We start from the raw sequence: 26,623 nt of genomic DNA, 5'->3' as shown, positions 1-26,623 counted from the left end.
TTGATCAAAATGGTAATTTAATCTTAAATTTATGTTGATTTATAGAAAATTTTTGATTATATATATCTATATAATAATTTCTTTTATATTGCTTGAAATTATTTTTGTTATTTTTATTTCCCCTTATTTTTTAATTAGGTACATTACTTTTAATGATAATATTCATATTTCCAAGGAAGATATATTAAGTATTTCAGGAATTAAGCCTAATACTTATTATTATGATGCTGATGTTAGTATTTATGAAAGAAATATTAAGAGAGATTTAAGAGTACAGAATGTGAGAGTAGAACTTAAATTTCCTAATACGATTAGCATTAATATTGAGAAAAGAGTTCCTATAGTTACTGCTTATGAGAATGTTGATGGTAGTTTTATTTACTATTTTATTGCTTCAGACGGTGTAATTTTGGAGAAATGTAAAGATTTAATTTATGATTTACCTATAATTAGTGGGTTGAATTTAAATGGCAATGAAGTTGGTGATTGTTTAGAGGATAGAATGCTGGCTATTATAAAGAACCTTAACTATGTTAAAATAAATCAAGATACTTTGTATAATTTAATATCGGAAATTAGTTTTTTGAAGTTGAATTTTTATGATTACAAGATTTTTTTGTATATAAAAAATATATATAATAAGATATTAATAACAACGGATATGGATTTAATAAGCGCAATGCATAAAGTATTCATGATATCTGATTTACTTAAGGGAAGATCTGATACCGTTGATTTAAGAAGCGGTGATATCATTTTGTTAGGAGAAGATTAGTGTCTAGGGATTTGATAGTAGGACTGGATGTTGGAACTTCAAAAATTTGTACTGTTGTAGCTGAGGTGAATTTGAATAATCAGTTGGAAATAGTAGGCATAGGCACTAGTGTATCAAGAGGTGTGAGGAAAGGAGTTCTTATAAATATTGAAGCGGCACTTGATTCAATTTCTAATTCTATTGAGGCTGCTGAACTTATTTCTGGGTGTGATATTGCCACTCTTTCTGTTTCTATGTCGGGTAGTAGCATTGAGGGTACTAATTCTCGTGGGGTTGTTGCAATAAATTCAAAAACCAGGGAGATTGATAATGAAGATGTTGAGCGTGTTATTGAAGCTGCTAAGGCAATTGTGATCCCGATGGATAGGGAAATTTTACATGTAATTCCTCAAGAATTTATTGTGGATGGAATTCCTCATATAAAGAATCCAATAGATATGATGGGAATTCGCCTTGAGGGCGAAGTGCATATCATTACGGGATCTAGTTCTTCGAGTCAGAATTTAGTTAGATGTGTAAATCGTGCTGGCTTTTCTGTTGATGAAGTTGTGCTTGGAAGCTTGGCATCATCTTATGCTACTTTATCTAAGGAAGAGAGGGAAATGGGGGTTTTGTTTGTTGATATGGGTAAAGGTACAACTGACATAATTCTTTATATTGATGGTTCTCCTTATTATACTGGAGTCATTCCTATCGGTGCAAATAGAGTTACTCTTGATATTGCGCAAGTATGGAAGGTGCCTGAGGATGTTGCTGAGAATATTAAGGTAACAGCTGGTGTTGCTCATATTTCTGCCCTTGAGAGTCAAATGGAGAGTGTTATTATTCCTAATCTTGGAACCAGGCCGCCCCAAGAGAAAAGTAGAAAAGAATTGGCTATAATAATTAATTCAAGGCTAAGTGAGATCTTTGAGATAATAAAAGCTGAAGTAATGAAAAGAGGGCTTTATAATAAGATTAATGGAGGAATTGTTTTAACTGGAGGAGGAGCTTTGTTCCCCGGTATTTCTAATTTAACAGAAGAGATATTTAAATATCCATCAAGAATAGGATTTCCAATGAATATTAGTGGGGTTGGAGAGGAGTATATTGATCCTAAATTTTCCTCAGCTCTTGGTCTTGTTCTTTATAAGCATGAACAGCAAAAATTCAATAAATTAAAGAAAGGAAATAATAAATCTAAGAGACAAAGTAAAATATCTTCAAAATTGAAAGGTTGGTTTTTGAAGGAGTGGTTTTGACCAGTCATGGAGGAAGTTTAATGAAAGATTATAATATTATTGATAGTCATTCAAAAAGGTTTGATTCTGCTACAAATCCTACGGTTCTTAAAGTAATTGGTGCAGGCGGTGGCGGTAGCAACGCTGTTAATCGTATGATTGAATATGGAGTAAGAGATGTTGAATTTATTGTAGCAAATACTGATCTTCAAGCTCTTCAAACTTCTATTGCGCCAATAAAGATTGCTCTTGGCGCCAAGGTTACTGCGGGTCTTGGAGCTGGTGGGAGGCCTGAGATTGGGCAAGCTGCGGCAGAAGAAGATATTGATATTATTAAAAATCATCTAGCAGGTGCTGATATGGTGTTTATTACTGCTGGGATGGGTGGAGGGACTGGAACAGGAGCTGCGCCTGTTATTGCTCAAGTGGCAAAAGAACTTGGAATTTTAACTGTTGGAGTTGTTACTAAGCCTTTTAAATTTGAAGGTCCTAAAAAGATGCGACTTGCTGAACAGGGAATAAATAATTTAAGAAAATCTGTTGATACTTTAATCATTATTCCAAATCAAAAACTTTTAACTGTTGTTGATAAGCGAACTACAATTAAGGATGCCTTTAAGAGGGCTGATGATGTTTTAAGGATGGGTGTGCAGGGAATCGCAGGTCTTATTATTGAACACGGCGAAGTTAACATTGATTTTGCTGATGTTAAGAGTATTATGCAAGGACAAGGCGATGCTTTAATGGGTATTGGTTATGGCAAGGGCGAGAATAGGGCTGTTGATGCGGCTACTTCTGCTATTAGTAATCCTTTGCTTGAAGAGGTTAGAATAGAAGGGTCTAAAGGTCTTCTTGTTAATATAACCGGGGGTGAGGACTTTTCTTTGCTTGAGCTTGAAGAGATTATGGGAATAATTACTGCTAGTGTTGATGATGAAGCTACCGTAATATATGGGCATGCAATTAACTCAAACCTTGATGATGAGATTTATGTTACAGTTGTTGCTACTGGTTTTTCTTCTAAAAAGCAGAAAGATTTATCTGTTGCTGTTGAAAATAATACTTTAAGTTCAAAAGAATTTGATAGCTTGATGTCAGGCAGTCAGGATGCTTCGGGGGGTGTTTATGGGGCTAATGATAATTTTATAGCGAAGTCAAAAAACGTTAATTATTTTGAAGATGATATTGATGTTCCCACATTTCTTAGAAATTTAAATAAAAAAAATAGCGACAATTGAATGAAAAGATGGGTGTCAATATTTTTGTTTTTGGTTATATCTTGTGGAGATGAATCTAAGGAAAAAGTAAATCTTGGACTTAGAATAAGAGAAATAGAGCTAGCAGGTGGTGGTTCGTTAGAAAAAATTGAAGTTTATAAAGAATTTATTGATAAAGAAGAGCAAAATATTTTAAAAATAGTAAATTCCATTGATAAAAAGGCTAGATTTTTTAGTTTGATTGGACTTGAATTTATTAAGCTTGGTCAATATGGACCTGCTATTGAGTATTTTAATAAAAATTTAGAACATGGCATAGATAATTATTTATCTCATTTTTATATAGGGGTTTCTTCTTATAGTTTAGCTAAGGGGATGAAAGCCAGAGACAAAATCAAAGAATATTTCATTCTTGCTGAGAATTCTTTTTTAAAATCAATCTCCATTAAAGATGATTTTAAGGAAGCTATTTTTGCTCTCTCTACTATGTATGTTTATGATCTTGATAAACAGTTAGAAGCTAAGGGATATTTAAGTAGGCTTGAGTCTATGGGAGAGAATTATTTTGAGTTTTTTATGTTGAGGGGTGCAAACTATTATTCTCTTGGTGATTTTAATAATGCTTTGTTGTTTTATAAAAAGGCAAAGGATAAAGCTTCAACTCAAGAGCAAATAGAGGGAGTTGATAGAATAATGAATGATTTTAAGTAGTTTTTATGTTCAAATTGCTTTATGTTGATAATTTAAAGTTTTTAAAAGGTGAAGAAAAACTTAGGATTTTTAATGACTTTGATTTAAGTGAGCTTTGTAAGTTAAGTTTAAGAGATATTTCTAATTATTTATCTAGGTATTTTAGGAAAACTCATAAGCTTCCAGATATTAAATTAATAGAGTTACAACAAGAAATTATTAATAGAACAGGTGCAAAGGTTGTGCTTCTTGGATCTAAGGATTATCCTTTAAAGCTTAAAAGGATCTATGATCCCCCGTTTGCTATTTATTATAAGGGCAATCTTCCAGATTCTAATTCTTTGTCTTGGGCTGTTGTTGGTTCAAGAAAAATCAGTATACCTTTGATAGGTAAGATTAAAGAGTTATCATCGCATCTTGCTAAGAATCATGTGGAAGTAATATCTGGATTTGCAATAGGAGCTGATATTGCAGCACATCTTGGTGCAATTAATGAGAAAAAAAGAACATATGCAGTTATTGCAACAGATATTGATAATATTTATCCAAAGCAAAATAGAAAATATGTTACTCGTCTTTTAGAAAATGGTGGAGGCGTTCTTACTGAGACTTTGCCTTATGAGAATATACAGAGTTATTTTTTTGCAAAGAGGAATAGAATAGTAGCTGGTCTTTCAGACGTTGTTTTTATCACTTGTGCGCCAAAAAAATCAGGAGCTTTAATTACTGCTGAGCTTGGACTTGATTTGGGTCTTGATATTTATGTTTATAATATTGATTATTCTGGTGATGGTTCTAGGACTTTATATGATTCTGGAGCCCAAGAGATAAAATCGGTATCAGATCTTTATAAGATATTAAATGTTCAGTATAATGAGCCTGAAATTAGTGATGACTTAGAAGCCTGTTGTGTAGGCAAAGATACATCGAGTATGCTTATTAATGAGTTGCTAAATGAAATATCTAAATAGGGGGACATCATGAGTTTTAAAGGAACTACAGTTATTGCAATAAGAAGGGGAGGAAAAACTGCAGTAGCAGCAGATGGGCAGGTAACTTTTGGATATACTGTTTTAAAATCCAATGCTGTGAAAATAAGAAAGTTAGTTAATGGAAGGATTTTAGCAGGATTTGCAGGTTCAACTTCTGATGCTATTACTCTTTTTGAGAAGTTTGAAGAAAAGGTTAAAGCTAGAGAAGATGGAATTATTGATATTAAAAGAGCCGCTGTGGAGCTTGCAAAAGATTGGAGATCTGACAAGATACTTCATAAACTTGAGGCAATGATGCTTGTGGCTGATTCTGAGAATATTTTATTAATTTCAGGTACTGGAGATGTTGTTGAACCTGAAGAAGATGTAATTTCAATTGGTAGTGGGGGAAATTATGCATATTCAGCGGCGCTTGCTTATATGGAAAATAAAAAATTAAGTGCTGCTGATATTGCTTTTAAGTCTTTAAAGGTGGCAGCAAAAGTTTGTATATATACAAATTCAAATATTGTGCTTGAGGAGATTAGTTGATGGGTAAGATTGAAAATCAAAATATAGTGCCTAAAGAGATTGTTGCAGAATTAGATAAGTATATAATAGGACAAGTTGAGGCTAAAAAGTTGGTTTCGATTGCTCTTGTTAATAGATATATAAGATCTAAGCTTCCCAAGGAAATAAGAGATGATGTTATGCCTAAAAACATTATTATGGTTGGTTCAACTGGGGTTGGTAAAACTGAGATTGCAAGAAGGCTTTCAAAATTTATTAAGGCCCCTTTTATTAAAGTTGAAGCTACTAAATATACCGAGGTAGGTTATGTAGGTCGTGATGTTGAATCTATGATTCGTGATTTAATGAGTATTGCAGTTAATATGGTAAGGGAAGAGATGTACGATTCTGTTCGCGAAGAGGCAAGCAAGCGGGCTGAGGAGAGAATAATTGACAAACTTTTAAAAGCTTCTGAGAATTCTGAGAATAATAATGCAAGTGATGAAGAGAACAAAGTTCGTGAAAAATTAAGAGATAAATTTAGGAAGCAATTGAGAAATGGGGATATTGATGACAGTCTTATTGATGTTTATGTTTCAGGCAAAATGCCCGTTTCTACTATAGAAATATTTTCTGGTAGTAATTTTGAAGAGATTGATATGAGTATTGGAGGATTGATTAATAATATATTTGATAGGAAGAAAAGAAAGGAATTAAAAATAAAAAAAGCAAGGGAGATAATTATATCTGAGGAACTTGAAAAGTTAGTTGATCATGAAAATATTGTAGAGATTGCTAAATTGAGAGTTGAGAATATGGGAATTGTTTTTATCGATGAGATCGATAAGATAGTTACTAAAAATAGAACCGGAAATGATGTATCTAGAGAAGGTGTTCAAAGAGATATTTTGCCAATTGTTGAAGGGTCTAAGGTTAATACAAGATATGGAATCATTGATACTTCTCATATTTTATTCATTGCTGCAGGTGCTTTTAATTTATCAAAGCCATCTGATTTAATACCAGAGCTTCAGGGTAGGTTTCCAATTAAGGTTGAGCTTAAGAGTTTGAGTGTGGGTGATTTCAAAAATATTTTAAAGCATACTAAGAATTCTTTAATAAAACAATACATTGAGATGTTTAAGGTTTATAATTTGACTTTAACGTTTAGTGAAGAGGCAATTGATAGAATTGCTGAGCTTGCCTTTAATATGAATTTTGAGGGAGAGAATCTTGGCGCTAGAAGGTTGCATGGAGTTATGGAGAAGATTCTTGCCGATCTTTTTTTTGAAGCACCCGGTAGTAAGTTAAAGAAAATTGAAATAAACTTGGACTATGTTAATGAAAAAGTAAAAATTAACGAACAAAAAGATTTAAATTATTATATAATATAGTAAAAAGCAATTTGTGATATAGAGGGTGTTAACTTGAATATTTTTGAGATGTCAGTCGATTTAGCACATAGGTATTTGGATGTTCTTAGCTTGAGACAAAGTGTGATAGCTGATAATATTGCAAATGTAGATACTCCAAATTTTAAGAGAAGCAAAGTCACTTTTGAGGCTGAGCTTGAACGAGCAATTTTAAATGAAAGAGCAAGCAATTTATCTTTGATAAGGGGCAATGATAAGCATTTAAATGGCTTTAAAGAGTTGGGGTATTTAGATGTTAAGCCTAGTAGGATGCTTGATTATCTCTCTATTCTTAAGAATGATGGTAATAATGTTGATATTGATTCTGAGATGAAAAATCTGATTCAGAATCAAATGATTTATAGCTTGTTTACAAATATTCAAGCCCATCATTTTAAAAGTGTAAATATTGTAATAAAATAAGTTATAACCTCAAGGAATATTATATATGGGATTGTTTTCAAGTATTAATACTGCTTCAACGGGTTTAACCGCTCAAAGATTAAGATTGGATGTTATTGCAAATAATATTGCAAATGTGGAGACTACTAGAACTTCTGAAGGGGGCTCTTATAGAAGGCAAAGGGTAATTTTTGCCCCAAGGGTTGTAAGTCCATATTGGAAGGGGCCTTTTGTTCCTGATGATCTTGATAATGGAGTTGGTCAGGGCGTAAGGGTTGCTAGTATTGAGAAAGACAAGTCCCCTTTAAAGCTAAAGTATGATCCAACGCATCCTGATGCAATAAGGTCTGGCGAGTTAAAGGGTTATGTGGAATTTCCTAATGTGAATGCAGTTGAAGAGATGGTGGATATGATTTCTGCTTCTCGTGCTTATGAAGCAAATTCTACTGTCATTAATAGTAGCAAATCAATGTTTAGGAGTGCATTATCAATACTGCAGAATTAAGGGGGCTTGTAGGAGATGAGAGTAGATTCTTTTTTTACAGATAATGATGTTTATTTAATTCGTAAAAATCCTTTGCATTTTGGTAGGAGTTCTTCTGGTTTTGATGTTAAGCGTGAAGAAAAGGATAAAACTTTTAAAGACTTGTTCTTTAATTTAATGTCTGATGTGAATAATAGCCAATTAGATGTGTCTAAAATGTCTCAGCAAGCTATTTTAAAGCCAAATGATATCGATGTGCATGATATTGTAATATCAATGTCTAAAGCTAATATGAATTTGAGTATTACAAAAGCTATTGTTGAGAAAAGCATAAAGGCTTATCAAGATATAATTAATATTCGCTAAGGAGCTATACAGTTTGAACAATTTTATTACTAAGTTTTTTGCATCAGTAAATAAAAGTTTTAAAAAAGCCAGTATTGTTCAAAGAGTGGCTTTCGGTGTTATTTTTTTATTTATAATTCTAGCACTTATTTTTTTAGTAGGATTTTCTACTAGAAAACAAGGTATTGCTCTTTTTGGTGTTGGCATTAAGGACCAGTACTTGTTAGATAAAATAGTACAAAGACTTGATAGAGAAAATGTTGGATATACTATTACTGTTGATGGAAAAATTTATTTGAGTGATGAAAATACGTCGAAAAAAATGAGAGCAATTCTTGTAAGAGAAGAGCTTGTTCCTGTGCATATGGATCCTTGGTCTCTTTTTGATATTGATAGGTGGACTATTACAGATTTTGAGAGAAATGTTAATCTTAGAAGATCAATTACAAGAGCTGTTGAGCAGCATATTGTTGCTCTTGATGATGTTGATGCTGTTAGTATTAATCTTGTTATGCCCGAGAAGGCTCTTTTTAAAGAATCACAAGAAGCAGTTAAAGCTTCTGTTAGAATTACTCCTAAGCCCGGTTCTGATATTGTAACTAATCGTAAAAAGGTGGAAGGGCTTGTTAAGCTGATTCAATATGCTATTGAGGGTCTTGAATCAGATAATATTGCTATTGTTGATAATAAAGGGACTATTTTGAATGATTTTTCTAACGTAGATGGCATTGATAGGATTGATTTAGCTGAAAAGGAAAGAAAACTTAAATTAAAATATGAATCTATGCTTAAAGATGAAATCGATTCCGCTTTAAGTAAGGTTTTGTCTGTTGGTAGATTTATGATTGCAAGAGTTAATGTGACACTTGATACTTCTCGTCAAACCACGGAATCTAAAGAGTATGCTCCTATTGAGATTGAACCACAGGATCCAAAAGTTTCTTATAATACAAGAAAAGTTAGTGATTCTACATTAATTTCTTCCCAAGTACATAAAAGAGAGTATGAAGGACAAGGCTATAGTCCATGGGGACCTCCTGGTCAGGAGGGTAACACTCCGCCTGAGTACCGAGATTTAAGTGATATTATCGGTAAGTCAAATGAATTTAAAGAGATAAAGAATGTTGCTCTTAATGAGAAGAAATCCTTAAGCGAGAAGGAACCTGCTAGAGTTGCAGGGATTTCTCTTGGTATCTTTATAGATGGTGTTTGGGATTTTGTTTATGATGAGTCTGGGAAGTTTGTTATAGAAAATGGTATGCGTAAGAGGGAATATAAGCCTATTTCTGATGAAGCTTTAAAAAACATTACAGATGTTTTGCAGAGTTCTTTTGAGTATAAGCCAGAGAGGGGCGATTCAATTACCGTTAGGAATATTGCCTTTGATCGAGTAAATGAATTTAGAAAAATAGATGAAGCTTATTTCGCAAGTGAGAAATTTAATTTTGTTGTTTTTGCAGTAAGTTTGATATTTGCATTTTTGATATTAATATTTACAATATTTTTCATTGTGTCTAGAGAACTTGAGAGGAAAAGACGTCTTAGAGAAGAAGAGTTTGCAAGGCAAGCACATTTAAGACGCCAGCAGGCGTTAATGGATAGCGATGATATTGGTGTTGATGATGTTGTTGGTGGACTTAGAGAAGAGGATGAGCTTCAAAGTAATGCTGAACTTTTGGCTAGGGAGAAACCAGAAGATGTTGCTAAGCTTATTAGAACATGGATTGTGAAGAATGTATAAAGGGTAATAAGTTATATGGAAGAGCAAAAGGAAAAAGAGATATTCGGTGTTTCTGCTTTAACGGGGAAACAAAAGGCAGCTATTTTATTAGTTTCAATAGGTTCTGACGTTTCATCTAGAATATTTAAGTATTTATCTCAAGAGGAGATAGAGTCTTTAACCTTTGAAATAGCAAGGCTTGATGTTGTTACTTCTGAGCTTAAAGATAGTGTTCTCTTGGAGTTTAAAGAGTTGATGATGGCTCAAGAGTTTATTCAAAAGGGTGGCATAGATTATGCTAGGGAGCTTCTTGAGAAATCTCTTGGTACTCAGAAGGCAGTAGACATTATTAATAATTTAGGTTCTGCTTTGCAATCAAGGCCTTTTGAATTCGTTAGAAGAGCAGATCCTGCTAATATTTTAAATTTTATTCAACAAGAACATCCACAAACAATTGCTTTAATACTCTCATATCTTGATCCTCAAAAGGCTTCATTTATTCTCTCTAGTCTTCCTACTGAAATTCAGACTAATGTTGCAAGAAGAATTGCATTGATGGATAGAACTTCGCCTGAAGTGGTAAGAGAAGTTGAGAGAGTGCTTGAAAAAAAATTAGCTTCTCTATCTTCAGAGGATTATACTTCAGCTGGAGGAGTTGATAATGTTGTTGAAATAATTAACATGGCCGATCGAAAGACAGAGAAATTTATTATTGAATCTCTTGAAGAAGAAGATCCTGAGCTTGCAGAGGAAATTAAAAAGAAAATGTTTGTATTTGAAGATATTGTTCTTCTTGATGATAAATCAATACAGAGAATTTTAAGAGAAATAGATGGGCAGGAATTAGCAAAGGCTTTAAAGTCAGTTGATATACCTGTTCAAGAAAAGATTTTTAAAAACATGTCTAAGAGAGCTGCTGGCATGCTTAAAGAGGATATGGAATTTTTGGGACCTACTAGACGTAAGGACGTTGAGGAAGCTCAGCAAAAAATTGTTTCTCTTATTAGGAAGTTAGAAGAGCAGGGTGAAATAGTAATCTCTAGGGGTGGTGAAGAAGATGTGCTTATCTAATAAAGGAGTTGTATTTGCCTAAGGTTTTATATAAATCAAAAGAAGTTGTAAATGCAGTAAAGTTAGATCTTGTTGAGATTACAAATCCTATTTTAAAATCATTGGAAATTAAGAAAAAAGAACATGAGATCTCCGATATAGATAATTGTAGCATTAAGCTTCGCAATGAACTTGAAGACTTAATGAATCAAAAGGCAAAACTTCAAGAGGAAATTGAACATGGACATGAGCTTGCTAAAAAAGAAAGGGATGCTGAATTTTCCAAGCTTCTTGAAGAAGCCAAAGAACAAGCTAATAAGATAGTAAGTTTAGCTAATGAGAGAGCTGAGGCTTTGCAAAAAGAGGCTGAGGACAAAAAAGGGGCAGTTGAGCTTGAATCTAAGTTAATAATTGAAAAAGTCGTGAAGGAACATGAAGAGAGATTAAAAAGAGAACTTGAGGCAGAAATTGCAAGGGGAAGAAATGAAGGGTATGATGCAGGGTTTAAAAAGGGATGTGAAGATTTTGATAAAGTATTAGGAAAGTTAAATAGCATGATATCTGCTTTGGTTGCAAAGAGAAAGGAAATCTTTGAGTCTTCAGGAGAACACATAATGAATCTTGTGATGCAGATTGCAGTCAAGGTGGTTAAAAAGATTATAGATTCTCAAAAAGGCGTTGTCATAGAAAATGTAAATGAGGCTTTAAAGAAGATAAAAAGTAAGACAAATATTATTATTCGTGTTAATCTTGATGATATGGATGTTGTGAGTCATCAGAAGCAAGAGTTCATTTCTAAATTTGATTTTATAGAAAATTTGGAAGTTGTTGAAGATGTTAATATAGGAAAGGGCGGATGTGTTATTGAGACTGATTTTGGGGAAATAGATGCACGCATTTCATCTCAACTTGATAGAATAGAGGAGAAATTTAAGAATTTTTCTTCTATATTCTAGTGATTAAGGAATATTGATGGACAACTTTTTTGAGGGTTATTCAAAAATATTGGATGGTGTTGAGACTATATCTCTTGTTGGCAGAGTAAGAAAGATCAAGGGACTTTTAATAGAGAGTGTGGGTCCAAAATGTGGTATTGGTGATTTATGTTTCATCCAGCAGGTAAGTGGTAAGAAAATATATGCTGAAGTTTTAGGTTTTAATGGATGTTTTGTTAGCCTTATGGCTTATGAAGGATTTGATGGAATTGAGGTTGGCGATAAAGTTTATTCCTTAAATAAAAAGCCTCAAATTAATCTTAGCGATGAATTGCTAGGAAGGGTAATTGATTCTCTTGGTAGGCCTATTGATAATAAGGGTCAGTTTCTTGGCAATCATTATAAGGAATTAAGTTTTAGTAGTATTAATCCTTTAAAAAGAGGTATTTTTTCTAAGCAAATAGTTACTGGGGTTAGAGTTCTTGATGGGTTTTTACCAGTTGCAAAGGGGCAACGTGTGGGTATTTTCTCAGGAGCTGGTGTTGGTAAATCTACTTTGCTTGGTATGATTGCTAAAAATTCTAAGGCAGATGTTAATGTTATTGCATTTATTGGCGAGAGAGGCCGTGAGCTTAATGAGTTTATCGAGTATGATCTTGGAGAAGAATGCTTTAAGAAAAGTGTTTTGATTGTGTCGACTTCTGATGAATCTCCTATTTCAAGATATAAAGGTGCTTATACTGCAACATTAATAGCTGAACACTTTAGAGATCGTGGTATGGATGTTATGTTGCTATTTGATTCAATTACGAGATTTGCAAATGCTAAAAGGGAAATTAGCCTTTCTATGGGAGAGCTGCCTGCTACTAAAGGATATCCTCCTTCTGTTTTTGTAGAAATTCCTATTTTGCTTGAGCGTTTGGGACTTAATGGTAAGGGCAGTATTACAGGGTTTTATACTGTGCTTGTTGAGAGTGATGATTTTACAGAACCAATAGCTGATAATATGAAAGCTGTTTTGGATGGACATATTATTTTGGATAGAGATTTATCTGATAGAGGTATTTATCCTTCGGTAAATATTTTAAGTTCAACATCAAGATCTCTGCATAGAATAGTAAATTTTGAAAAACAGAAATTAATATCTAAAATTAGGAATTTGTTATCAATTTATAAAAATTATGAAGATTTAATTAAGACGGGAATTTATATGAAAGGTTCTAATAAGGAAGTTGATTTGGCAATTGCAAAATATCCAAAAATTATTGATTTTTTGTCTCAAGGGATGCAAGAAGAATTTGATTTTGAAAATTTGGATAATGAAATGAGAGAGATATTAGCTTGAATGATTTAATTTTTAAGAAAAAAAAATTTGAAAAAATAATGAGCGTTAGAACTTATGATAGGAAGTCTAGCGAAAACGATTTAATGAATATAAATAATGAAATTTCAAAAATAGAAGAATTTTTAAAAGGAAATTCCAAAACCTTAAACAAATTAAACAATACAAATATTTTTTTAAAAGGAAATTATTTGGATTATTTGACTTGTAGGAAAGAGAAAGAATTGAAAAAGCTTGCAAAACTTAAGCATGAGTATAATAAATATCATGATATTTATTTAAAGAAATATGTAGTAGAAAAAAAGGTTGACATATTAATAAAAACTTTAAATAATACTATAATTAAAGAAAACGTAAAAAGCGAAAGCTTAGTTTTGGATGAGTATGTTAATTATAAAATTTGTAAAAAATTAGGAACTAATAATGAATAGTTGCTTGTCATTTTTGCTTAGATTTTTTTTGTGGCTATTTTTGGTTATTTTTTTCTTAGGGCTTTCATTTTTTTTGATTGATTTATTTGGCATATATAAGACTAGAGATTATTTGCCTGCGTATATCAGGGTTTTACTTTTTAAGGAAGATGATCGGCCGCTTGAGTATACACATATTAGTCTTGATGAGATTAGAATGATAAAGGAAAAAGAGGCTATTTATATTAAGAGTCAGCAAGTTGAAAAATTGAGAGAAGAATTAAAAAAACGAGAAGATAGTTTAAACAAATTGGAAGCCGAACTTAATCAAAAGCAAAAAGATTTAGATTCGAAACAGAAGGTAGTTAATGATATTGTCAATAAATATAAAGATGAAGATGCAAATTTTGCACAGGCTGCTCTATATTTGATTAATATGCCACCAGAGGATGCTGTTAAGAGGCTTGAAGAACTTAATGATGAGATTGCAATATCTTATATGCGTAAGGTGGAAGATATTGCTAAAAAAGAGGGACGGGCATCTATTGTTCCTTATTGGTTGTCTCTTATGGATTCTAAGAAGGCCGCTGTATTGATTAGAAAAATGTCTGTTAGTTCATTGGAGTGATGTATGAGTAATTTAAGTAAGGTTATTGCTAATTTGCCAAGCTTAAATAAGGATTTCAATTTTGTAAATGTAGGCGGTGTTTTAAGTCAATCTAAGAAGGGTGTTTTTTCAAATTTGATTTCCTCAGAAATTCAAAATCTGTCTAAGTTTAGGGAGTCAATACTAGAATTTATAAAATTCTTAAAAAGTAATGGCCTTATAAACAAGAACTTTAAGGATCTTTCTTTAAGACAGCCTTTTGCTTTTGAAAAACTTAGTGATAATGGTTTCATATCTGATTTAAAATCTTTAATAAAAAGGGTGGATAATGTATTTGATTTTCAAAGTTTGAAAGTTTTAAATGAAAGTTTGTCTTTTGAGTCTGAGCTTATTGATAAGACAAAAATATTTAAAAATATTGAGAAGGTTTTATCTGACCTTAACATTTTGTTTGGCAGTGTAACTTCTCTTTTTAATTTCGATATTTTAGGTATTGATGTTGATTCTAGTCATAGAGATTTAAATCTTGTAAAGAGAGATAGGGAAAAAAATGTTATTAATATTGATGTTAAAAATTTTAAGAAAAATAATAGTGTTAAGGAATTCCTTAATTCAGGTTCTAAGTTCAGGTTAATTGCTGGTGAGAATTATGTTGGTAGATATGGCCTTAAAGAAACTTTTAATGGATTTTCGGAATTTATAGACGATCTCTCTAGTTCTAATACAAAGCATGTTAAAGAATCTTTTGTCAGTCAAATTGCTGATAATTTAATGTCAGAATGGAATTTAAAAGTTAATCATAACATTGTGAATAAAGCCAAAATTGTGTTAAAATCGAATGATACAGGAGAAATTAGGTTGATTTTAAAACCTAAAAGGCTTGGTAGTATAAGGATTAATTTAAATCTTGATTCTAATAATAATTTATTAGGGAAGATAATAGTTGACAATCATAATGTTAGAACTCTTTTTGAGCAAAATATGTATTCAATCAGTAAAATGTTAGATGATAATGGTTTTAATACTAGTTTACATCTTTCTCTTGCGGGCAGTGGTTCTGGATTTTTTTCTGGTAATTTTGAGGATGATGTTAATAGACAAGAAGTTTCTTTAAATAAGAGCGAGATTTTTAAGGTTGAGGATGATATTGAGATTTCTGGTGATTTAGAAAAAAGTATTAATTTTATTGTTTAAAGTGGAGGATGGATGAGCATAATTGATAAGATGGACAATTTAGTCAGTATAGGCCGAGTTAAGGATATTTCTAACTCTAAGGTACAAAGAGGTGTTAAGGGAAGCAATCTTGGTCGGGATGATTTTTTAAAACTGCTTATTACTCAACTTAAATATCAAGATCCTACAGATCCAATGAAAGATAAAGAATTTATTGCTCAAATGGCACAATTTTCAGCACTTGAACAAATGACAAATATGAGTAAATCTTTTGAAAGTCTTTCATCTGCCCTTGGCGCAAATAAGGATTTGGATTTATTGGGCAAAATAGTTGAATTTGAGCATACTGATGGAGAGATTATTAAAGGTAAAGTTACGAATATTAAAACCGGAGTAGTTCCACAAATTATGATTGATGGAAAGTACTATGTTTATAATAATATTTTGTCAGTAGGATTGGAGGAATAGCTATATGATGAGATCTTTATATTCTGGTGTTTCTGGTCTTCAGAATCATCAAACAAGAATGGATGTTGTTGGTAATAACATTGCAAATGTTAATACTATTGGGTTTAAGAAAGGAAGAGTTAATTTTCAGGACATGATTTCTCAGAGTATTTCTGGGGCATCTCGTCCTACTGATGGGCGTGGCGGTGTTAATCCAAAGCAGGTTGGTCTTGGAATGAGCGTTGCTACTATTGATACTATTCATACTCAAGGATCATTTCAAAGCACTCAGAAAGCTTCTGATCTTGGAATTAGTGGTAATGGTTTTTTTATCTTAAGAGATGGTAATAATTCTTTTTATACAAGAGCTGGTGCATTTGATGTTGATTCTGATCGTCGCCTTGTAAATCCTGCAAATGGCATGAAAATCCAAGGCTGGATGGCAAAGTCTATTGGGGGAGAACAGGTTATTAATACATCTGCAGATGTTGAGGATTTAGTTATTCCTATTGGAGATAAAGAAGGTGCTAAGTCTACTGAATACATTACTTTTGCCTGTAATCTTGATAAGAGATTGCCTATAGTTGAAGAAGGTGCAAGTGAAGTGGATATTGCCCGTGGTACTTGGGTTGTCAATAAGACTATTTACGATAGTTTTGGAAATACTAGTGTTGTTGAACTTAGGGTTGTAAAGGATGCAACTACTCCTAATACATGGAATGCTACCGTTTTAGTAAATGGTGAGGCAAATTCCAATTTTACAATGGGCTTTAATAATGAGGGAGCATTGCTTTCGTTAAATGGTCAGGCAGGTCAGGTAGGTGATTTACTTGAATTTCCTATAACTTTTGATGTTGTTAATGCTAATGCTGGAGAAGTTGGTGAACAGCAAACTGTTAATCTTAGACTTGGAAATGTTGGTAGTTATACTGATTCAATTACTCAATTTGCTGATGCCAGTACTACAAAGGCTATTGTTCAGGATGGATATGGTATGGGATATATGGAAAATTATGAAATTGATCAAAATGGTGTAATAACAGGAGTTTATTCAAATGGCATTAGACGAGATATAGGAAAGATTGCACTTGCCTCATTTGTTAATCCTGGGGGACTTGCAAAAGCAGGTGATACTAATTTTAGCGAAACAAGTAATTCAGGTCAGGCTAGGATAGGTGAGACCGGTTTTGCAGGACTTGGTACTATTAGAGCAGGAGTTTTGGAAATGGCTAATGTTGATCTTGCTGAACAGTTTACAGACATGATAGTTACTCAAAGAGGTTTTCAGGCTAATGCTAAGACTATAACCACTTCGGATCAGTTATTGCAAGAGCTTGTAAGGCTTAAGAGTTGATTTTTTGTTTTAGTTTATGATTTATGTAACTAAACTTAATGGCGATGGGTATTATTTAAATCCTTGTCATATTGAGAGTATTGAGACTAATCCTGATACTACAATTCTTCTTGTTAATGGTAAGAGGTTAGTTGTAAGAGAAAGTGTAGTAGAGGTAGTAGATAGAATCAAGATGTATAGGAGAGATATTGCTTTGTTAGACAGAATTACACAAGAGAATAAGGGAGTTGGGCTATGAATTTGGCTAGTATAATTGGCTGGGGAGTTGGATTTGGTGCTATTTTAATTTCTATGGCATTTACTCCTACAGGATTAGGGGTTTTTTGGGATTTAAGTTCTGTGTTTATTACGGTTGTTGGTTCTTTTTCTGCACTTGTAGCTTCCTCAGAAATTCCCACTGTTAAGAAAATTCCTATATATCTAGGATTTTTCTTCAAAAAAAGTTCTTTTGGTAGGGTTCCTATTATAAAGACCTTAGTGGAACTTTCAGAGAAAGCTAGGAAAGAAGGACTTTTATCTCTTGATGATGAACTTGAACAAATCAATGATCCCTTTTTTAAGTCTGGAATGAGACTTGTCGTTGATGGTACTGATCCTGAGATAATTAGAACTATGCTTTATCTTGAACTTGATCAAATGCAAGAGAGACATAAGATTGGTGCTGATCTTTTTGGAACTTGGGCAAAGCTTGCGCCCGCTTTTGGAATGACAGGTACACTTATTGGGCTTATAGCTCTTCTTGGGAATTTAGAAGACAGATCAGCACTTGGTTCTTCTATGGCTGTTGCTCTTATTACAACTCTTTATGGTACAATAATGGCTAATTTAATGTTGTTTCCTATTCAAATTAAATTAGAGTCTATAGATCTTGAGGAAGCGTCAGTTAGGACGATGATAGTTGAGGGAATTTTATCAATTCAGGCAGGGGATAATCCTAGAATTTTAGAACAAAAATTGGTAACATTTTTAACTCCTAAAGATAGGAGTCAGCTTGGAAGCGGTATTCTTGGGGGTGAATGATGGCATTGAGAGTTAGGAAGAAGCGTTCAAAGTGTGAAGAAGGTGCTCCTGATTATATGTTGACCTATGGAGACATGGTAACTTTGTTACTTGTTTTTTTTGTTACTATGTTTTCATTAAATGATATTATTCTCAAAGAGAATGTATTAAAGATAATGTCAGCTTCATTTACAGGTTCAGGATTTTTTAAGGGCGGGAAGACCTTAGATGTTAATAAGCTTTCTTATTTGAGTAATAGTTTTATGTCTTTGCCCTCTACTGAGAAGAATAAGCAAGCTTCTCAGGTGTCTAAAAATAAGTCTATTATTGAGTTTGTTGAAAAGATTCAGTCTAATAAGGTTATTGTGAGAGAGCATGAACGGGGTGTTGTTGTATCTCTCTTAGCAGATGCTTTTTTTGATTCAGCTAGTGCTGAGGTTAAGCTTGATGATAATAGGGAAACTATACAAAAGATAGCTTCTTTTATTGGGTTTTTGGATAATCAAAGCTATAATTTTAAAATTGAAGGACATACAGATAATGTTGATGTTAATATAAATGGAATTTGGAAAAGTAATTGGGAGCTTTCATCTGCAAGAGCAGTAAACATGTTAGAGCAGATTTTGAATTACACCGATCAGTCTAAAATACAAAGTATTGAGAGTAAATTTGAAGTATCTGGATTTGCAGGAAGTAAGCCAGTTGCTACAGATGATACTCCTGAAGGCAGAGCTTATAATAGAAGAATAGATATTTTGATTACTAGTGATGCTTCTTTGAGTTCTGCTAAAGGTATTAATGAGTAATAATGTTTTAGCAATGAAAGAAGAAATTTATAGGAGGTAAATATGTCTGAGAAAGATGATGGTAGTATTGATGTAGGCGGTGCTGATGATAAAAGAATTGGACTGCTACCTGATGTTATAATAAAAATTTTGCAAATATTAGCAATAGGATTATTTACTGTTGTGATCATGATAATAGTTTCTTATTTTGTTTCTAAGATGGTAGTAAGTCAGAGTGGAGCACCTAATAATTTTCCAATTTTTTCTAATGAATATTTGGGGAAGCCCCCTATGCTTATATGGTATGAAAGTATAGATGAAATTAGGGGTACTACTCAAGATACTCCCCCAAAGACTTTCGTTATAAAACTTGCGTTAGGTTATGCTGAGAATAATGTAAATATTTTAAGTGAGCTTGGAAGACAGAAAGTACGGTTAAAAGATATTATTAGAGAATATTTTAGTCAAAGAACAGGACAAGAGATAAAGAACGAAAGTCAGATTAAAGCAGAGATTAAAGCTAGAATTAATAGTATTCTTAGAAATGGTGAGATTAAAGAAATAGCATTAACGCAAATTGATATTTTTGATATGTGATTTTTAAAAGGAATTTTGAATGGCAGGTAATCCGGGATCATTGTCACAAGATGATATAGACAGTCTTTTAGAGTCTATTAATTCATCTGATAATTTATCATCAGATGATTCACTCTCTAATGTCATATCTAGCTCTATGGGCAAGAAACAGAAAGTTAAAGTTTATGATTTTAAAAGACCAGATAAATTCTCAAAAGAACAAGTAAGAACAGTATCAAGTTTTCATGAAGCATTTGCAAGGTATACTACAACTTCACTCTCAGCACTTTTAAGGAAGATGGTTCATGTACATGTAGCTTCAGTTGATCAGTTGACTTATGAAGAGTTTATTAGATCTATTCCAAACCCTACTACTTTAGCAATAATTAACATGGATCCTCTTAAAGGTTCTGCTATATTTGAAGTTGATCCAACCATTGCGTTTGCAATAGTTGATAGACTTTTTGGAGGAGATGGGGATACTATTAAGGATAAGAGCAGAGATTTAACAGAAATAGAGCAATCTGTAATGGAAAGTGTTATTATCCGTATACTTTCTAACATGAGAGAAGCATGGTCTCAGGTAGTCGATCTTAGGCCTCGTTTTGGGCATATAGAGGTTAATCCGCAATTTGCTCAGATAGTTCCCCCCACAGAAATGGTTATTTTAGTAACTCTTGAAGTTAAGATAGGTAAAGTTGAAGGGCTTATGAATTTTTGTTTGCCTTATATTACAATAGAGCCTATTGTGTCTAAGCTTTCAACAAGATATTGGCATTCTTTAATTGGTGTTGGCACTACTAGTGAGAATCTTGATGTACTTAGGGAAAAGCTTGAGAATACAGATATGCTTTTAGTGGCTGAAATTGGAGAGGTTAAATTAAAGGTAAGAGAAATATTATCCTTAGAGAAAGGAGATGTGATTAATCTTGAAGATTCTCCAATAGATAAAGATTTGATCTTAAAGGTAGGAACTAAACAAAAATTTAAATGTAGAATGGGTCTTGTTGGGAGTAAGATTTCAGTTCAGATTACAGAAAAAGTTGGTGAGGTAGAAGATTTTGATTTGTTAAAGGAACTTACAGAAGAGATTGAATAGTAGTTTGAAAATTTTAAATATGTTAATAAGTTTAATGAAGAGGTAAATTAATGGCTGCAGATGATAAGAATGATGTTGGTGAAGAAAAGCCTGAGATCAAAGGCGTTAAGCTTCCTGATTTAATTGATACCTTACCTGAAGGTGTTGATCCTAGTAATTTAGGTCTTTTGATGGATGTTTCTATGCAAGTTACTGTTGAACTTGGTAGGACTGAGCGCAAAATAAAAGATATACTTGGAATGTCTGAGGGAACGATTATTACACTTGATAAACTTGCTGGTGAACCTGTAGATATTTTGGTAAATGGTAAAGTGGTAGCTAAAGGAGAAGTTGTTGTAATTGATGAGAATTTTGGTGTTAGAATTACCGAAATAATTAAAATTAAAAATGAGTAGGTTAACTTTATTTAAGTTTGTATTTTTAATTTTTTTTATATTGATTTCTAAAAGTTTATTTGCACAGAAAAATGAAGTTGAAGATGTATCTACTTCTAGCTTAGAGAGTGAAGTTAATTTGCCGATATTTGAGGATAATAAAGCTGATTTAAATAATAAAGATATACAAAATATATCTCTTCTCAATGTTTCCGATTTAGTTACTATATTTTTGTTTTTTCTTGCCTTTCTTGTTTGTATCTTTTTATTGAAGAAAATGCTCCTAAATCATAAGAAAATCAGAAATGATGATAAATCAGAGCTGATAAGAGAGCTTGCTTTTTATGAAATAGATAATAAAAATTCTTTAAGGGTTATTAATATACTAGGTAACATTTATGTATTTTTAGTATCAAGTAATTCTTCTATTTTGTTAAGAGAGATTAAACGGGGTGAAGAGCTAGATAATTGGGAATTTGAGTTTGATAAGGCTAAGAGTCATAGTAATGTAAGTTCATTCAAGGCAATTTTTGATAAAATATTGCGTAAGGATCAAAAAAATGAGCCATCCCTTGATGAGACTGAGTTTGCAGAGGTAGAGAATGATATTGAGACTTCTTTAAAAAGTAAGCAGGATAGGTTGAAAAAGTTCTAGAGGTTAAATTTGGGTAAAAAATTGAGTCTTTTCTTATTTCTTGGAGTTATAAATTTGGCATTTGCTCAAACTAAGTCTTTGCAACCTACTACTGGTCTAAATTTTCCGTTTGTTGATCTTGTAAATTCTGTTGGCGGTGGAATAGTTTTTCCTCTGCAGCTTTTACTCATATTAACTGTAATAACTCTCTCTCCAGCTTTCTTGGTCTTAATGACTTCTTTTTTAAGGATAGCAATAGTATTAGATTTTATTAGAAGGGCATTATCACTTCAACAATCGCCACCCAATCAGGTAATAATGGGATTAGCTTTGTTTTTAACTCTTTTTACTATGTGGCCAACTTTTAACATAATATACAAAGATGCATATCTGCCCCTTAAGGATTCGAAAATAAGTTTTAATGAATTTTATGATAGAGGCATTGCTCCACTTAGAAATTTTATGTATAAGCAGATGTCTAATAGTAAACATGAAGAGATTAAATTATTTATGAGTATTAGTAATTATTCCAGGCCTAAAAATTTTAGTGAAGTTCCGACCCATGTTCTTATTGCATCTTTTGTTTTGCACGAGCTGAAAGTTGCTTTTAAAATGGGTATTTTGATATTTTTACCGTTCATAGTGATAGATATTATTGTAGCTGCAGTTTTAATGGCAATGGGAATGATAATGTTGCCACCTGTAATGATATCCTTACCATTTAAACTTATTCTTTTTGTAATGGTAGATGGTTGGACTTTGATTACTAGTGGGCTTGTGAAAAGTTTTATGTGAGGATTTAAGTGACAACGGGACAAATTATTTATCTCATTAGGATTGCTGTTGAGAATATTATTATTCTCTCAGCACCAATGTTGATTATGGCTCTTATTGTTGGCCTTTTAGTTTCGATTTTCCAAGCTGTTACGTCGATCCAGGATCAAACACTTAGTTTTATTCCCAAGATTATTATAATACTTTTAACTCTTGTTATATTTGGTCCTTGGATTTTAAAAAAGCTTATGCAATTTGCTTTTATTGTTTTTAGTCAAATCCAAAATATGTAATGTATGGATTAAAGTATGAATATGAATGATTTGGTTTTAAAATCTTTTGTGGTCTTGCCTGTATTTGTTAGGATTTTTCTTTTTTTAAGATTTTCACCTTTTTTTGCAACTATAAAGATGGGTTATTTAAATTTTTTCTTTGCATTTATTTTGTCTATTATTGTTGTAGATAAAATAAATGTTGTTTATCCTTTAGATAATTTAATTGCATTTGCATTGATATTAGCAGGAGAAGCTGTTTTAGGCCTTATTCAGGCTTTTTTTGTAAGCATAATTTTTAGTGTGTTTCATTTACTTGGGTTTTTTTTCTCAAATCAGATGGGACTTGCTTATGCAAATATTTTTGATGTTTTTGCAGAAGAGGATAATTTAGTAATATCTCAAATATTTACTTATCTTTTTTTGCTTTTGTTTTTATCAAATAATTTTTTATTGCGTTTTTTTATGATTGGAGTGCATGATTCTGTTTTGAATGTTAGAGTCGAAAATATGGTTAATATAAGAAATTATGAATTTATTAAGTTGATATTTTATTCTTTTGCTGTTCTTTTTGAAAAGGCTTTAGTAATGTCTCTTCCAATCTTGGGAGTACTTTTACTTTTATATCTGATTTTAGGTATACTTTCAAAGACTTCTCCTCAGATTAATTTATTAATGATTAGTTTTGCAGTTTCATTGGGATTAGGATTAATTGTTTTATATATTTGTTTTCCAAGTTTGGTAATGTCTATTAAGAGAGTAATTGAACTTGCCTTAGAATCTATGAGGAATGCTTTAAATTTATTTTCTGAGACCCTAGAATGAATGCTAGAAATGAATTTTTAAGTAAAAATTGGTATATACCTCTTAATTTTTTTGCCTCAGAAGATGAGGGGAGAACTGAGCTTCCTACTGAACAGAAGAAACAGAAAGCAAGAGAAGATGGACAAGTATTAAAATCAACTGAAATTAATTCAGCAGTTACTCTTTTCATATTATTTGCTGTATTTTTTTTTATGTTATCTTATTTTGCTCAAGAATTAATGAATGTTTTTAGATGGCAAGCTGGCAAGCTTCCAGAAATAATGTCAGTTAGTATTTATGCATTGAGTTTTTCATATATTAAGCCGATGTTTGGATATATGATTGTATTTCTTTTAATATCATTTATAGTTAGTTTTTTAATTAATGTTATTCAAGTTGGTTTTTTGATAACCTTTAAACCTGTAGTTCCCAGGTGGGATAGGGTAAATCCAAATTTTTCAAAATGGATTAAAAACTCTTTTGGTTCATTTGATGCTTTTTTCAATTTGTTTAAAAGTTTATCAAAAATTGCTATAATATCTCTTATATATTATATTATGCTAAAAAGTAATATAGGTAAAATCTCAAGAATGTCTGAGTATAGTCTTGAAGATGGTATTTCTGTTATATTAAGTCTTGCTTACAGAATATGTTTTTTTTCAATAATAGTATTGATGGGTATTAGTATACTGGATTATCTCTTTCAAAGAACCCGTTACATTGAAAATTTGAAAATGACTAAAGAAGAGGTAAAACAAGAGCGAAAGGAAATGGAAGGAGATCCGCTGCTTCGTTCTAGAATGCGGGAGCGAATGCGAGAGATTTTAAATACTAATTTAAGGGTAACAGTTCCTCAAGCGGATGTGGTAATTACGAATCCAGAACATTTTGCTGTTGCTATTAAGTGGGATAGTAATACTATGTTAGCACCGAAGGTACTTGCAAAGGGGCAAGATGAAATTGCATTTGTAATTAAACAAATTGCAAGAGAAAATAATATTCCTGTGATGGAAAATAAACCGCTTGCAAGGGAGCTTTATGCTAATGTTGATGTTAATGAGGAAATTCCAAGGGAATATTGGGAAATTGTTTCTAAGATTCTTGTGAAAGTATATTCTATTGCTAAAAAATTTAATTAGAGGTTAAGTTGTTGGATGCAAGAAAAAATTCTGTATTAGGATATTTTGGACTTAATAATAAAGCGGATTTGATAGTTTCGGTTGGCTTAATACTTGTTGTTGCTAGTTTTATTTTACCACTTCCTGCGTTTATTTTGGATGCTTTGATTGCGGTTAATTTGGTAGTAAGTCTTTTAATTATTCTTATTGTTCTTTATTCCAAGCGTTCACTTGATTTTTCAGTTTTCCCAACACTTTTACTTGTTATGACTATTTTTGGTCTTGTTTTAAATATTTCTTCGACTAGATTAATTTTGATAAAAGGAATAAGTTTCGATGGTCAAATGATAAGGGCCTTTGGAACATTTGTTGTTGGAGGTTCTGGAACTCAAGGTCTTTTTGTTGGGTTTATAATATTTCTTATTATAATTGCAGTTCAATTTATTGTTATCACTAAGGGTGCTACAAGAGTTGCTGAGGTGGCTGCTCGTTTTGCTCTTGATGCTCTTCCTGGAAAGCAGATGGCTATTGATTCTGCCTATAGTTCTGGAAATTTAACAGAAGAGGAAGCCACAAGGCAGAAAAATGACCTGCAAGCTGAAGTAAATTTTTATGGCGCTATGGATGGTGCTTCTAAATTTGTTTCAGGCAATGTAAAGGTTGGCTTTTTAATAACGCTTATAAATATTCTTGGGGGACTTATAATAGGGGTTACTCTTCAAGGGCTTACTTTTAGCGATGCTGTTAATAATTATGTGTCTTTAACTGTTGGAGATGGACTTGTCTCCCAGCTTCCATCACTATTAATCTCAACAGCAACAGGGCTTATTGTTACTAGATCTATATCAAAGAATAGTTTTGGAGGAGAGATTATTGAACAATTTACTTCCTATTCAGGAATTTATTGGATTGTATCTGGATTTTTGTTATTTTTGGCATTTCTTCCAGGATTCCCTACATTAATACTCATTCTTTTGAGTTTGTTGATAGCATTTTTGGCTTATTCACTTTCTAACTTAATTAGAAGCAGGGAACTTGCTGAGAAACAAAAAGCAGAAGAGCAAATATTAAGTTATGCAGATAAGGAAATCGCTCCTGTAGTTCCGCTAGATCCATTGTCTTTAGAGATTGGGTATAATCTTGTGCCAATAGTTGATGATTCAAAGACCTCAGAGCTTCTTGATCGTATTGTAAAAATACGCCGTGAGGTTGCTCTTGAATTTGGAATAGTTGTGCCTAAGATTAGAATAGTGGATAACATGCGACTTGAACCAAATGAGTATTCATTTAAGCTTAGGGGAGTAGAGATTGGACATGGAGAGATTAAGTTGGGTAAGTTTTTAGTTATCAATGTGGGTGCTGATTCTGGTATTGAAGGAGATCTTACAAAAGATCCTTCATTTGGACTTCCATCTCTTTGGGTAAATGATGATGGGAGGGAAGTTGCTGAAAAATTGGGTTATACTGTAGTTGATCCTCCTTCAATTATTGCTACTCATATGACTGAACTTATTAAGAGGCATGCTTGTGAGATTTTGACGCGTCAAGATGTTCAAAATATTCTTGATATTTTTAAAAAAGATTATGGGGCTATTGTTGAAGAAGTTTTAAAGGATTTTTCAGTAGGAGAGATTCAAAGGGTGTTACAAGGTCTCTTAAGAGAGCAGGTTTCAATACGTAATTTAGTTACAATTTTTGAAACGATAGCAGACTTTACAAGTATCACTAAAGATATATTCTTTTTAATTGAAAAGTGTAGGCAGGCAATTGGAAGGCAAATAGTTAGTGGATATTTAGATTCTAATTTAGAACTTAATGTGATCACAATAAATCCAGAATTTGAGCAGAAAATAATTGATTCACGATTTGAAGCTAATAATGATCTTGTAAGTTCTCTTGAGCCAAGTTTGAAGACTAAATTTATTTATGAACTTTTTAGGCTTGTAAATGAGGTTCAATCACAAGGATATTATCCTGTTATACTATCTAGTGAATCCGCACGGCCTGTAATAAGGGTCTTAACCAGTAGAGAGCTTCCAGATATTGTTGTTATATCTGTTCTAGAGGTTCCTAAAAATGTTAAAGTTAATGTGCTTAAAATAGTAGAGGTTGAAGAGTAGTATT

31 protein-coding genes are annotated in these 26,623 nt (G+C 32.3%); all 31 read left to right on the top strand.

Annotation, left to right across the window (positions count from 1 at the left end; translation table 11 throughout):
- Nucleotides 1–31 precede the first annotated feature (31 nt).
- From bhDAH_RS01505 to flhA, 31 genes are read left to right on the top strand one after another with little or no spacing between them, the layout of a single operon-like run.
- Entirely contained in the window at nucleotides 32–775 is a 744-nt protein-coding gene (locus bhDAH_RS01505; protein WP_012422075.1) for a cell division protein FtsQ/DivIB, read from the top strand.
- Nucleotides 775–2,016 (top strand): cell division protein FtsA, encoded by a 1,242-nt coding sequence (gene ftsA / locus bhDAH_RS01500; protein ID WP_012422074.1) that lies wholly within the window; start codon nucleotides 775–777, stop codon nucleotides 2,014–2,016. Before bhDAH_RS01505 ends, ftsA begins: the two co-directional genes overlap by 1 nt.
- Nucleotides 2,017–2,036: 20 nt before the next feature.
- Nucleotides 2,037–3,233, top strand: a complete 1,197-nt coding sequence (gene ftsZ, locus bhDAH_RS01495) for a cell division protein FtsZ (protein WP_043924419.1) — start codon at nucleotides 2,037–2,039, stop codon at nucleotides 3,231–3,233.
- Complete coding sequence (locus tag bhDAH_RS01490; protein WP_012422072.1) at nucleotides 3,234–3,923, top strand: tetratricopeptide repeat protein; 690 nt, start codon at nucleotides 3,234–3,236, stop codon at nucleotides 3,921–3,923.
- A 5-nt stretch (nucleotides 3,924–3,928) separates the two neighbouring features.
- Complete coding sequence (dprA, locus tag bhDAH_RS01485; protein WP_012422071.1) at nucleotides 3,929–4,873, top strand: DNA-processing protein DprA; 945 nt, start codon at nucleotides 3,929–3,931, stop codon at nucleotides 4,871–4,873.
- 9 nt (nucleotides 4,874–4,882) lie between these two features.
- Entirely contained in the window at nucleotides 4,883–5,425 is a 543-nt protein-coding gene (gene hslV, locus bhDAH_RS01480; RefSeq protein WP_012422070.1) for an ATP-dependent protease subunit HslV, read from the top strand.
- Nucleotides 5,425–6,777 carry an HslU--HslV peptidase ATPase subunit gene (gene hslU, locus bhDAH_RS01475; protein ID WP_043924418.1) on the top strand — a complete coding sequence of 451 codons (1,353 nt, stop codon included), beginning with the start codon at nucleotides 5,425–5,427 and terminating at the stop codon, nucleotides 6,775–6,777. The genes hslV and hslU overlap by 1 nt, the downstream gene beginning before the upstream one ends.
- A 33-nt stretch (nucleotides 6,778–6,810) precedes the next feature.
- A complete protein-coding gene (gene flgB, locus bhDAH_RS01470) occupies nucleotides 6,811–7,218 on the top strand; it encodes a flagellar basal body rod protein FlgB (RefSeq protein WP_012422068.1) in 408 nt (135 codons plus the stop codon).
- A 25-nt stretch (nucleotides 7,219–7,243) separates the two neighbouring features.
- Nucleotides 7,244–7,702, top strand: coding sequence for a flagellar basal body rod protein FlgC (gene flgC, locus bhDAH_RS01465; RefSeq protein ID WP_012422067.1), 459 nt, complete (start codon nucleotides 7,244–7,246; stop codon nucleotides 7,700–7,702).
- Between the two features lie 15 nt (nucleotides 7,703–7,717).
- Complete coding sequence (gene fliE / locus bhDAH_RS01460; RefSeq protein ID WP_012422066.1) at nucleotides 7,718–8,047, top strand: flagellar hook-basal body complex protein FliE; 330 nt, start codon at nucleotides 7,718–7,720, stop codon at nucleotides 8,045–8,047.
- A 13-nt stretch (nucleotides 8,048–8,060) separates the two neighbouring features.
- Nucleotides 8,061–9,767, top strand: a complete 1,707-nt coding sequence (fliF, locus tag bhDAH_RS01455; protein ID WP_012422065.1) for a flagellar basal-body MS-ring/collar protein FliF — start codon at nucleotides 8,061–8,063, stop codon at nucleotides 9,765–9,767.
- Between the two features lie 15 nt (nucleotides 9,768–9,782).
- The gene (fliG, locus tag bhDAH_RS01450; protein ID WP_012422064.1) at nucleotides 9,783–10,817 is read left to right on the top strand and encodes a flagellar motor switch protein FliG; all 1,035 of its coding nucleotides are present in this window, start codon (nucleotides 9,783–9,785) and stop codon (nucleotides 10,815–10,817) included.
- A gap of 14 nt (nucleotides 10,818–10,831) precedes the next feature.
- Nucleotides 10,832–11,752 carry a flagellar assembly protein FliH gene (gene fliH / locus bhDAH_RS01445; RefSeq protein ID WP_043924417.1) on the top strand — a complete coding sequence of 307 codons (921 nt, stop codon included), beginning with the start codon at nucleotides 10,832–10,834 and terminating at the stop codon, nucleotides 11,750–11,752.
- Between the two features lie 16 nt (nucleotides 11,753–11,768).
- On the top strand, nucleotides 11,769–13,076 hold the full coding sequence (locus bhDAH_RS01440) for a FliI/YscN family ATPase (RefSeq protein ID WP_043924416.1): 1,308 nt from the start codon (nucleotides 11,769–11,771) through the stop codon (nucleotides 13,074–13,076).
- Nucleotides 13,073–13,504, top strand: a complete 432-nt coding sequence (locus bhDAH_RS01435; RefSeq protein WP_012422061.1) for a flagellar protein FlbA — start codon at nucleotides 13,073–13,075, stop codon at nucleotides 13,502–13,504. Before bhDAH_RS01440 ends, bhDAH_RS01435 begins: the two co-directional genes overlap by 4 nt.
- The gene (locus bhDAH_RS01430) at nucleotides 13,497–14,111 is read left to right on the top strand and encodes a periplasmic-type flagellar collar protein FlbB (RefSeq protein ID WP_012422060.1); all 615 of its coding nucleotides are present in this window, start codon (nucleotides 13,497–13,499) and stop codon (nucleotides 14,109–14,111) included. Before bhDAH_RS01435 ends, bhDAH_RS01430 begins: the two co-directional genes overlap by 8 nt.
- Nucleotides 14,112–14,114: 3 nt before the next feature.
- Nucleotides 14,115–15,284: a flagellar hook-length control protein FliK gene (locus tag bhDAH_RS01425; protein ID WP_012422059.1), complete on the top strand. Its 1,170-nt coding sequence runs from the start codon at nucleotides 14,115–14,117 to the stop codon at nucleotides 15,282–15,284.
- A 12-nt stretch (nucleotides 15,285–15,296) separates the two neighbouring features.
- Nucleotides 15,297–15,731 carry a flagellar hook assembly protein FlgD gene (flgD, locus tag bhDAH_RS01420; RefSeq protein WP_012422058.1) on the top strand — a complete coding sequence of 145 codons (435 nt, stop codon included), beginning with the start codon at nucleotides 15,297–15,299 and terminating at the stop codon, nucleotides 15,729–15,731.
- Nucleotides 15,732–15,735: 4 nt separating this feature from the next.
- Entirely contained in the window at nucleotides 15,736–17,064 is a 1,329-nt protein-coding gene (gene flgE / locus bhDAH_RS01415) for a flagellar hook protein FlgE (protein WP_012422057.1), read from the top strand.
- 16 nt (nucleotides 17,065–17,080) lie between these two features.
- Entirely contained in the window at nucleotides 17,081–17,302 is a 222-nt protein-coding gene (locus bhDAH_RS01410; protein WP_012422056.1) for a flagellar FlbD family protein, read from the top strand.
- Nucleotides 17,299–18,084, top strand: a complete 786-nt coding sequence (locus bhDAH_RS01405) for a motility protein A (RefSeq protein WP_012422055.1) — start codon at nucleotides 17,299–17,301, stop codon at nucleotides 18,082–18,084. Before bhDAH_RS01410 ends, bhDAH_RS01405 begins: the two co-directional genes overlap by 4 nt.
- Nucleotides 18,084–18,869 (top strand): flagellar motor protein MotB, encoded by a 786-nt coding sequence (gene motB, locus bhDAH_RS01400; RefSeq protein WP_043924415.1) that lies wholly within the window; start codon nucleotides 18,084–18,086, stop codon nucleotides 18,867–18,869. Before bhDAH_RS01405 ends, motB begins: the two co-directional genes overlap by 1 nt.
- A gap of 42 nt (nucleotides 18,870–18,911) precedes the next feature.
- On the top strand, nucleotides 18,912–19,445 hold the full coding sequence (gene fliL / locus bhDAH_RS01395) for a flagellar basal body-associated protein FliL (RefSeq protein WP_012422053.1): 534 nt from the start codon (nucleotides 18,912–18,914) through the stop codon (nucleotides 19,443–19,445).
- Nucleotides 19,446–19,464: 19 nt separating this feature from the next.
- The gene (fliM, locus tag bhDAH_RS01390) at nucleotides 19,465–20,523 is read left to right on the top strand and encodes a flagellar motor switch protein FliM (RefSeq protein WP_012422052.1); all 1,059 of its coding nucleotides are present in this window, start codon (nucleotides 19,465–19,467) and stop codon (nucleotides 20,521–20,523) included.
- 50 nt (nucleotides 20,524–20,573) lie between these two features.
- A complete protein-coding gene (gene fliN / locus bhDAH_RS01385; protein ID WP_012422051.1) occupies nucleotides 20,574–20,918 on the top strand; it encodes a flagellar motor switch protein FliN in 345 nt (114 codons plus the stop codon).
- The gene (locus tag bhDAH_RS01380; RefSeq protein WP_012422050.1) at nucleotides 20,911–21,552 is read left to right on the top strand and encodes a flagella biosynthesis regulatory protein FliZ; all 642 of its coding nucleotides are present in this window, start codon (nucleotides 20,911–20,913) and stop codon (nucleotides 21,550–21,552) included. Before fliN ends, bhDAH_RS01380 begins: the two co-directional genes overlap by 8 nt.
- 9 nt (nucleotides 21,553–21,561) lie before the next feature.
- Nucleotides 21,562–22,326, top strand: a complete 765-nt coding sequence (gene fliP, locus bhDAH_RS01375; RefSeq protein WP_012422049.1) for a flagellar type III secretion system pore protein FliP — start codon at nucleotides 21,562–21,564, stop codon at nucleotides 22,324–22,326.
- A gap of 8 nt (nucleotides 22,327–22,334) precedes the next feature.
- Entirely contained in the window at nucleotides 22,335–22,598 is a 264-nt protein-coding gene (gene fliQ / locus bhDAH_RS01370) for a flagellar biosynthesis protein FliQ (protein WP_012422048.1), read from the top strand.
- Between the two features lie 15 nt (nucleotides 22,599–22,613).
- Entirely contained in the window at nucleotides 22,614–23,402 is a 789-nt protein-coding gene (gene fliR / locus bhDAH_RS01365) for a flagellar biosynthetic protein FliR (protein ID WP_012422047.1), read from the top strand.
- Nucleotides 23,399–24,520 (top strand): flagellar biosynthesis protein FlhB, encoded by a 1,122-nt coding sequence (gene flhB, locus bhDAH_RS01360; RefSeq protein WP_012422046.1) that lies wholly within the window; start codon nucleotides 23,399–23,401, stop codon nucleotides 24,518–24,520. Before fliR ends, flhB begins: the two co-directional genes overlap by 4 nt.
- Nucleotides 24,521–24,528: 8 nt before the next feature.
- Nucleotides 24,529–26,619, top strand: coding sequence for a flagellar biosynthesis protein FlhA (gene flhA, locus bhDAH_RS01355; RefSeq protein ID WP_012422045.1), 2,091 nt, complete (start codon nucleotides 24,529–24,531; stop codon nucleotides 26,617–26,619).
- Nucleotides 26,620–26,623: the final 4 nt, after the last annotated feature.

The organism is Borrelia hermsii DAH (genome assembly GCF_023035675.1).
Taxonomy (GTDB): domain Bacteria; phylum Spirochaetota; class Spirochaetia; order Borreliales; family Borreliaceae; genus Borrelia; species Borrelia hermsii.
The sequence above is the reverse complement of the archived record's forward strand: the minus strand, read 5'-3'. Positions and strand labels throughout refer to the sequence as shown.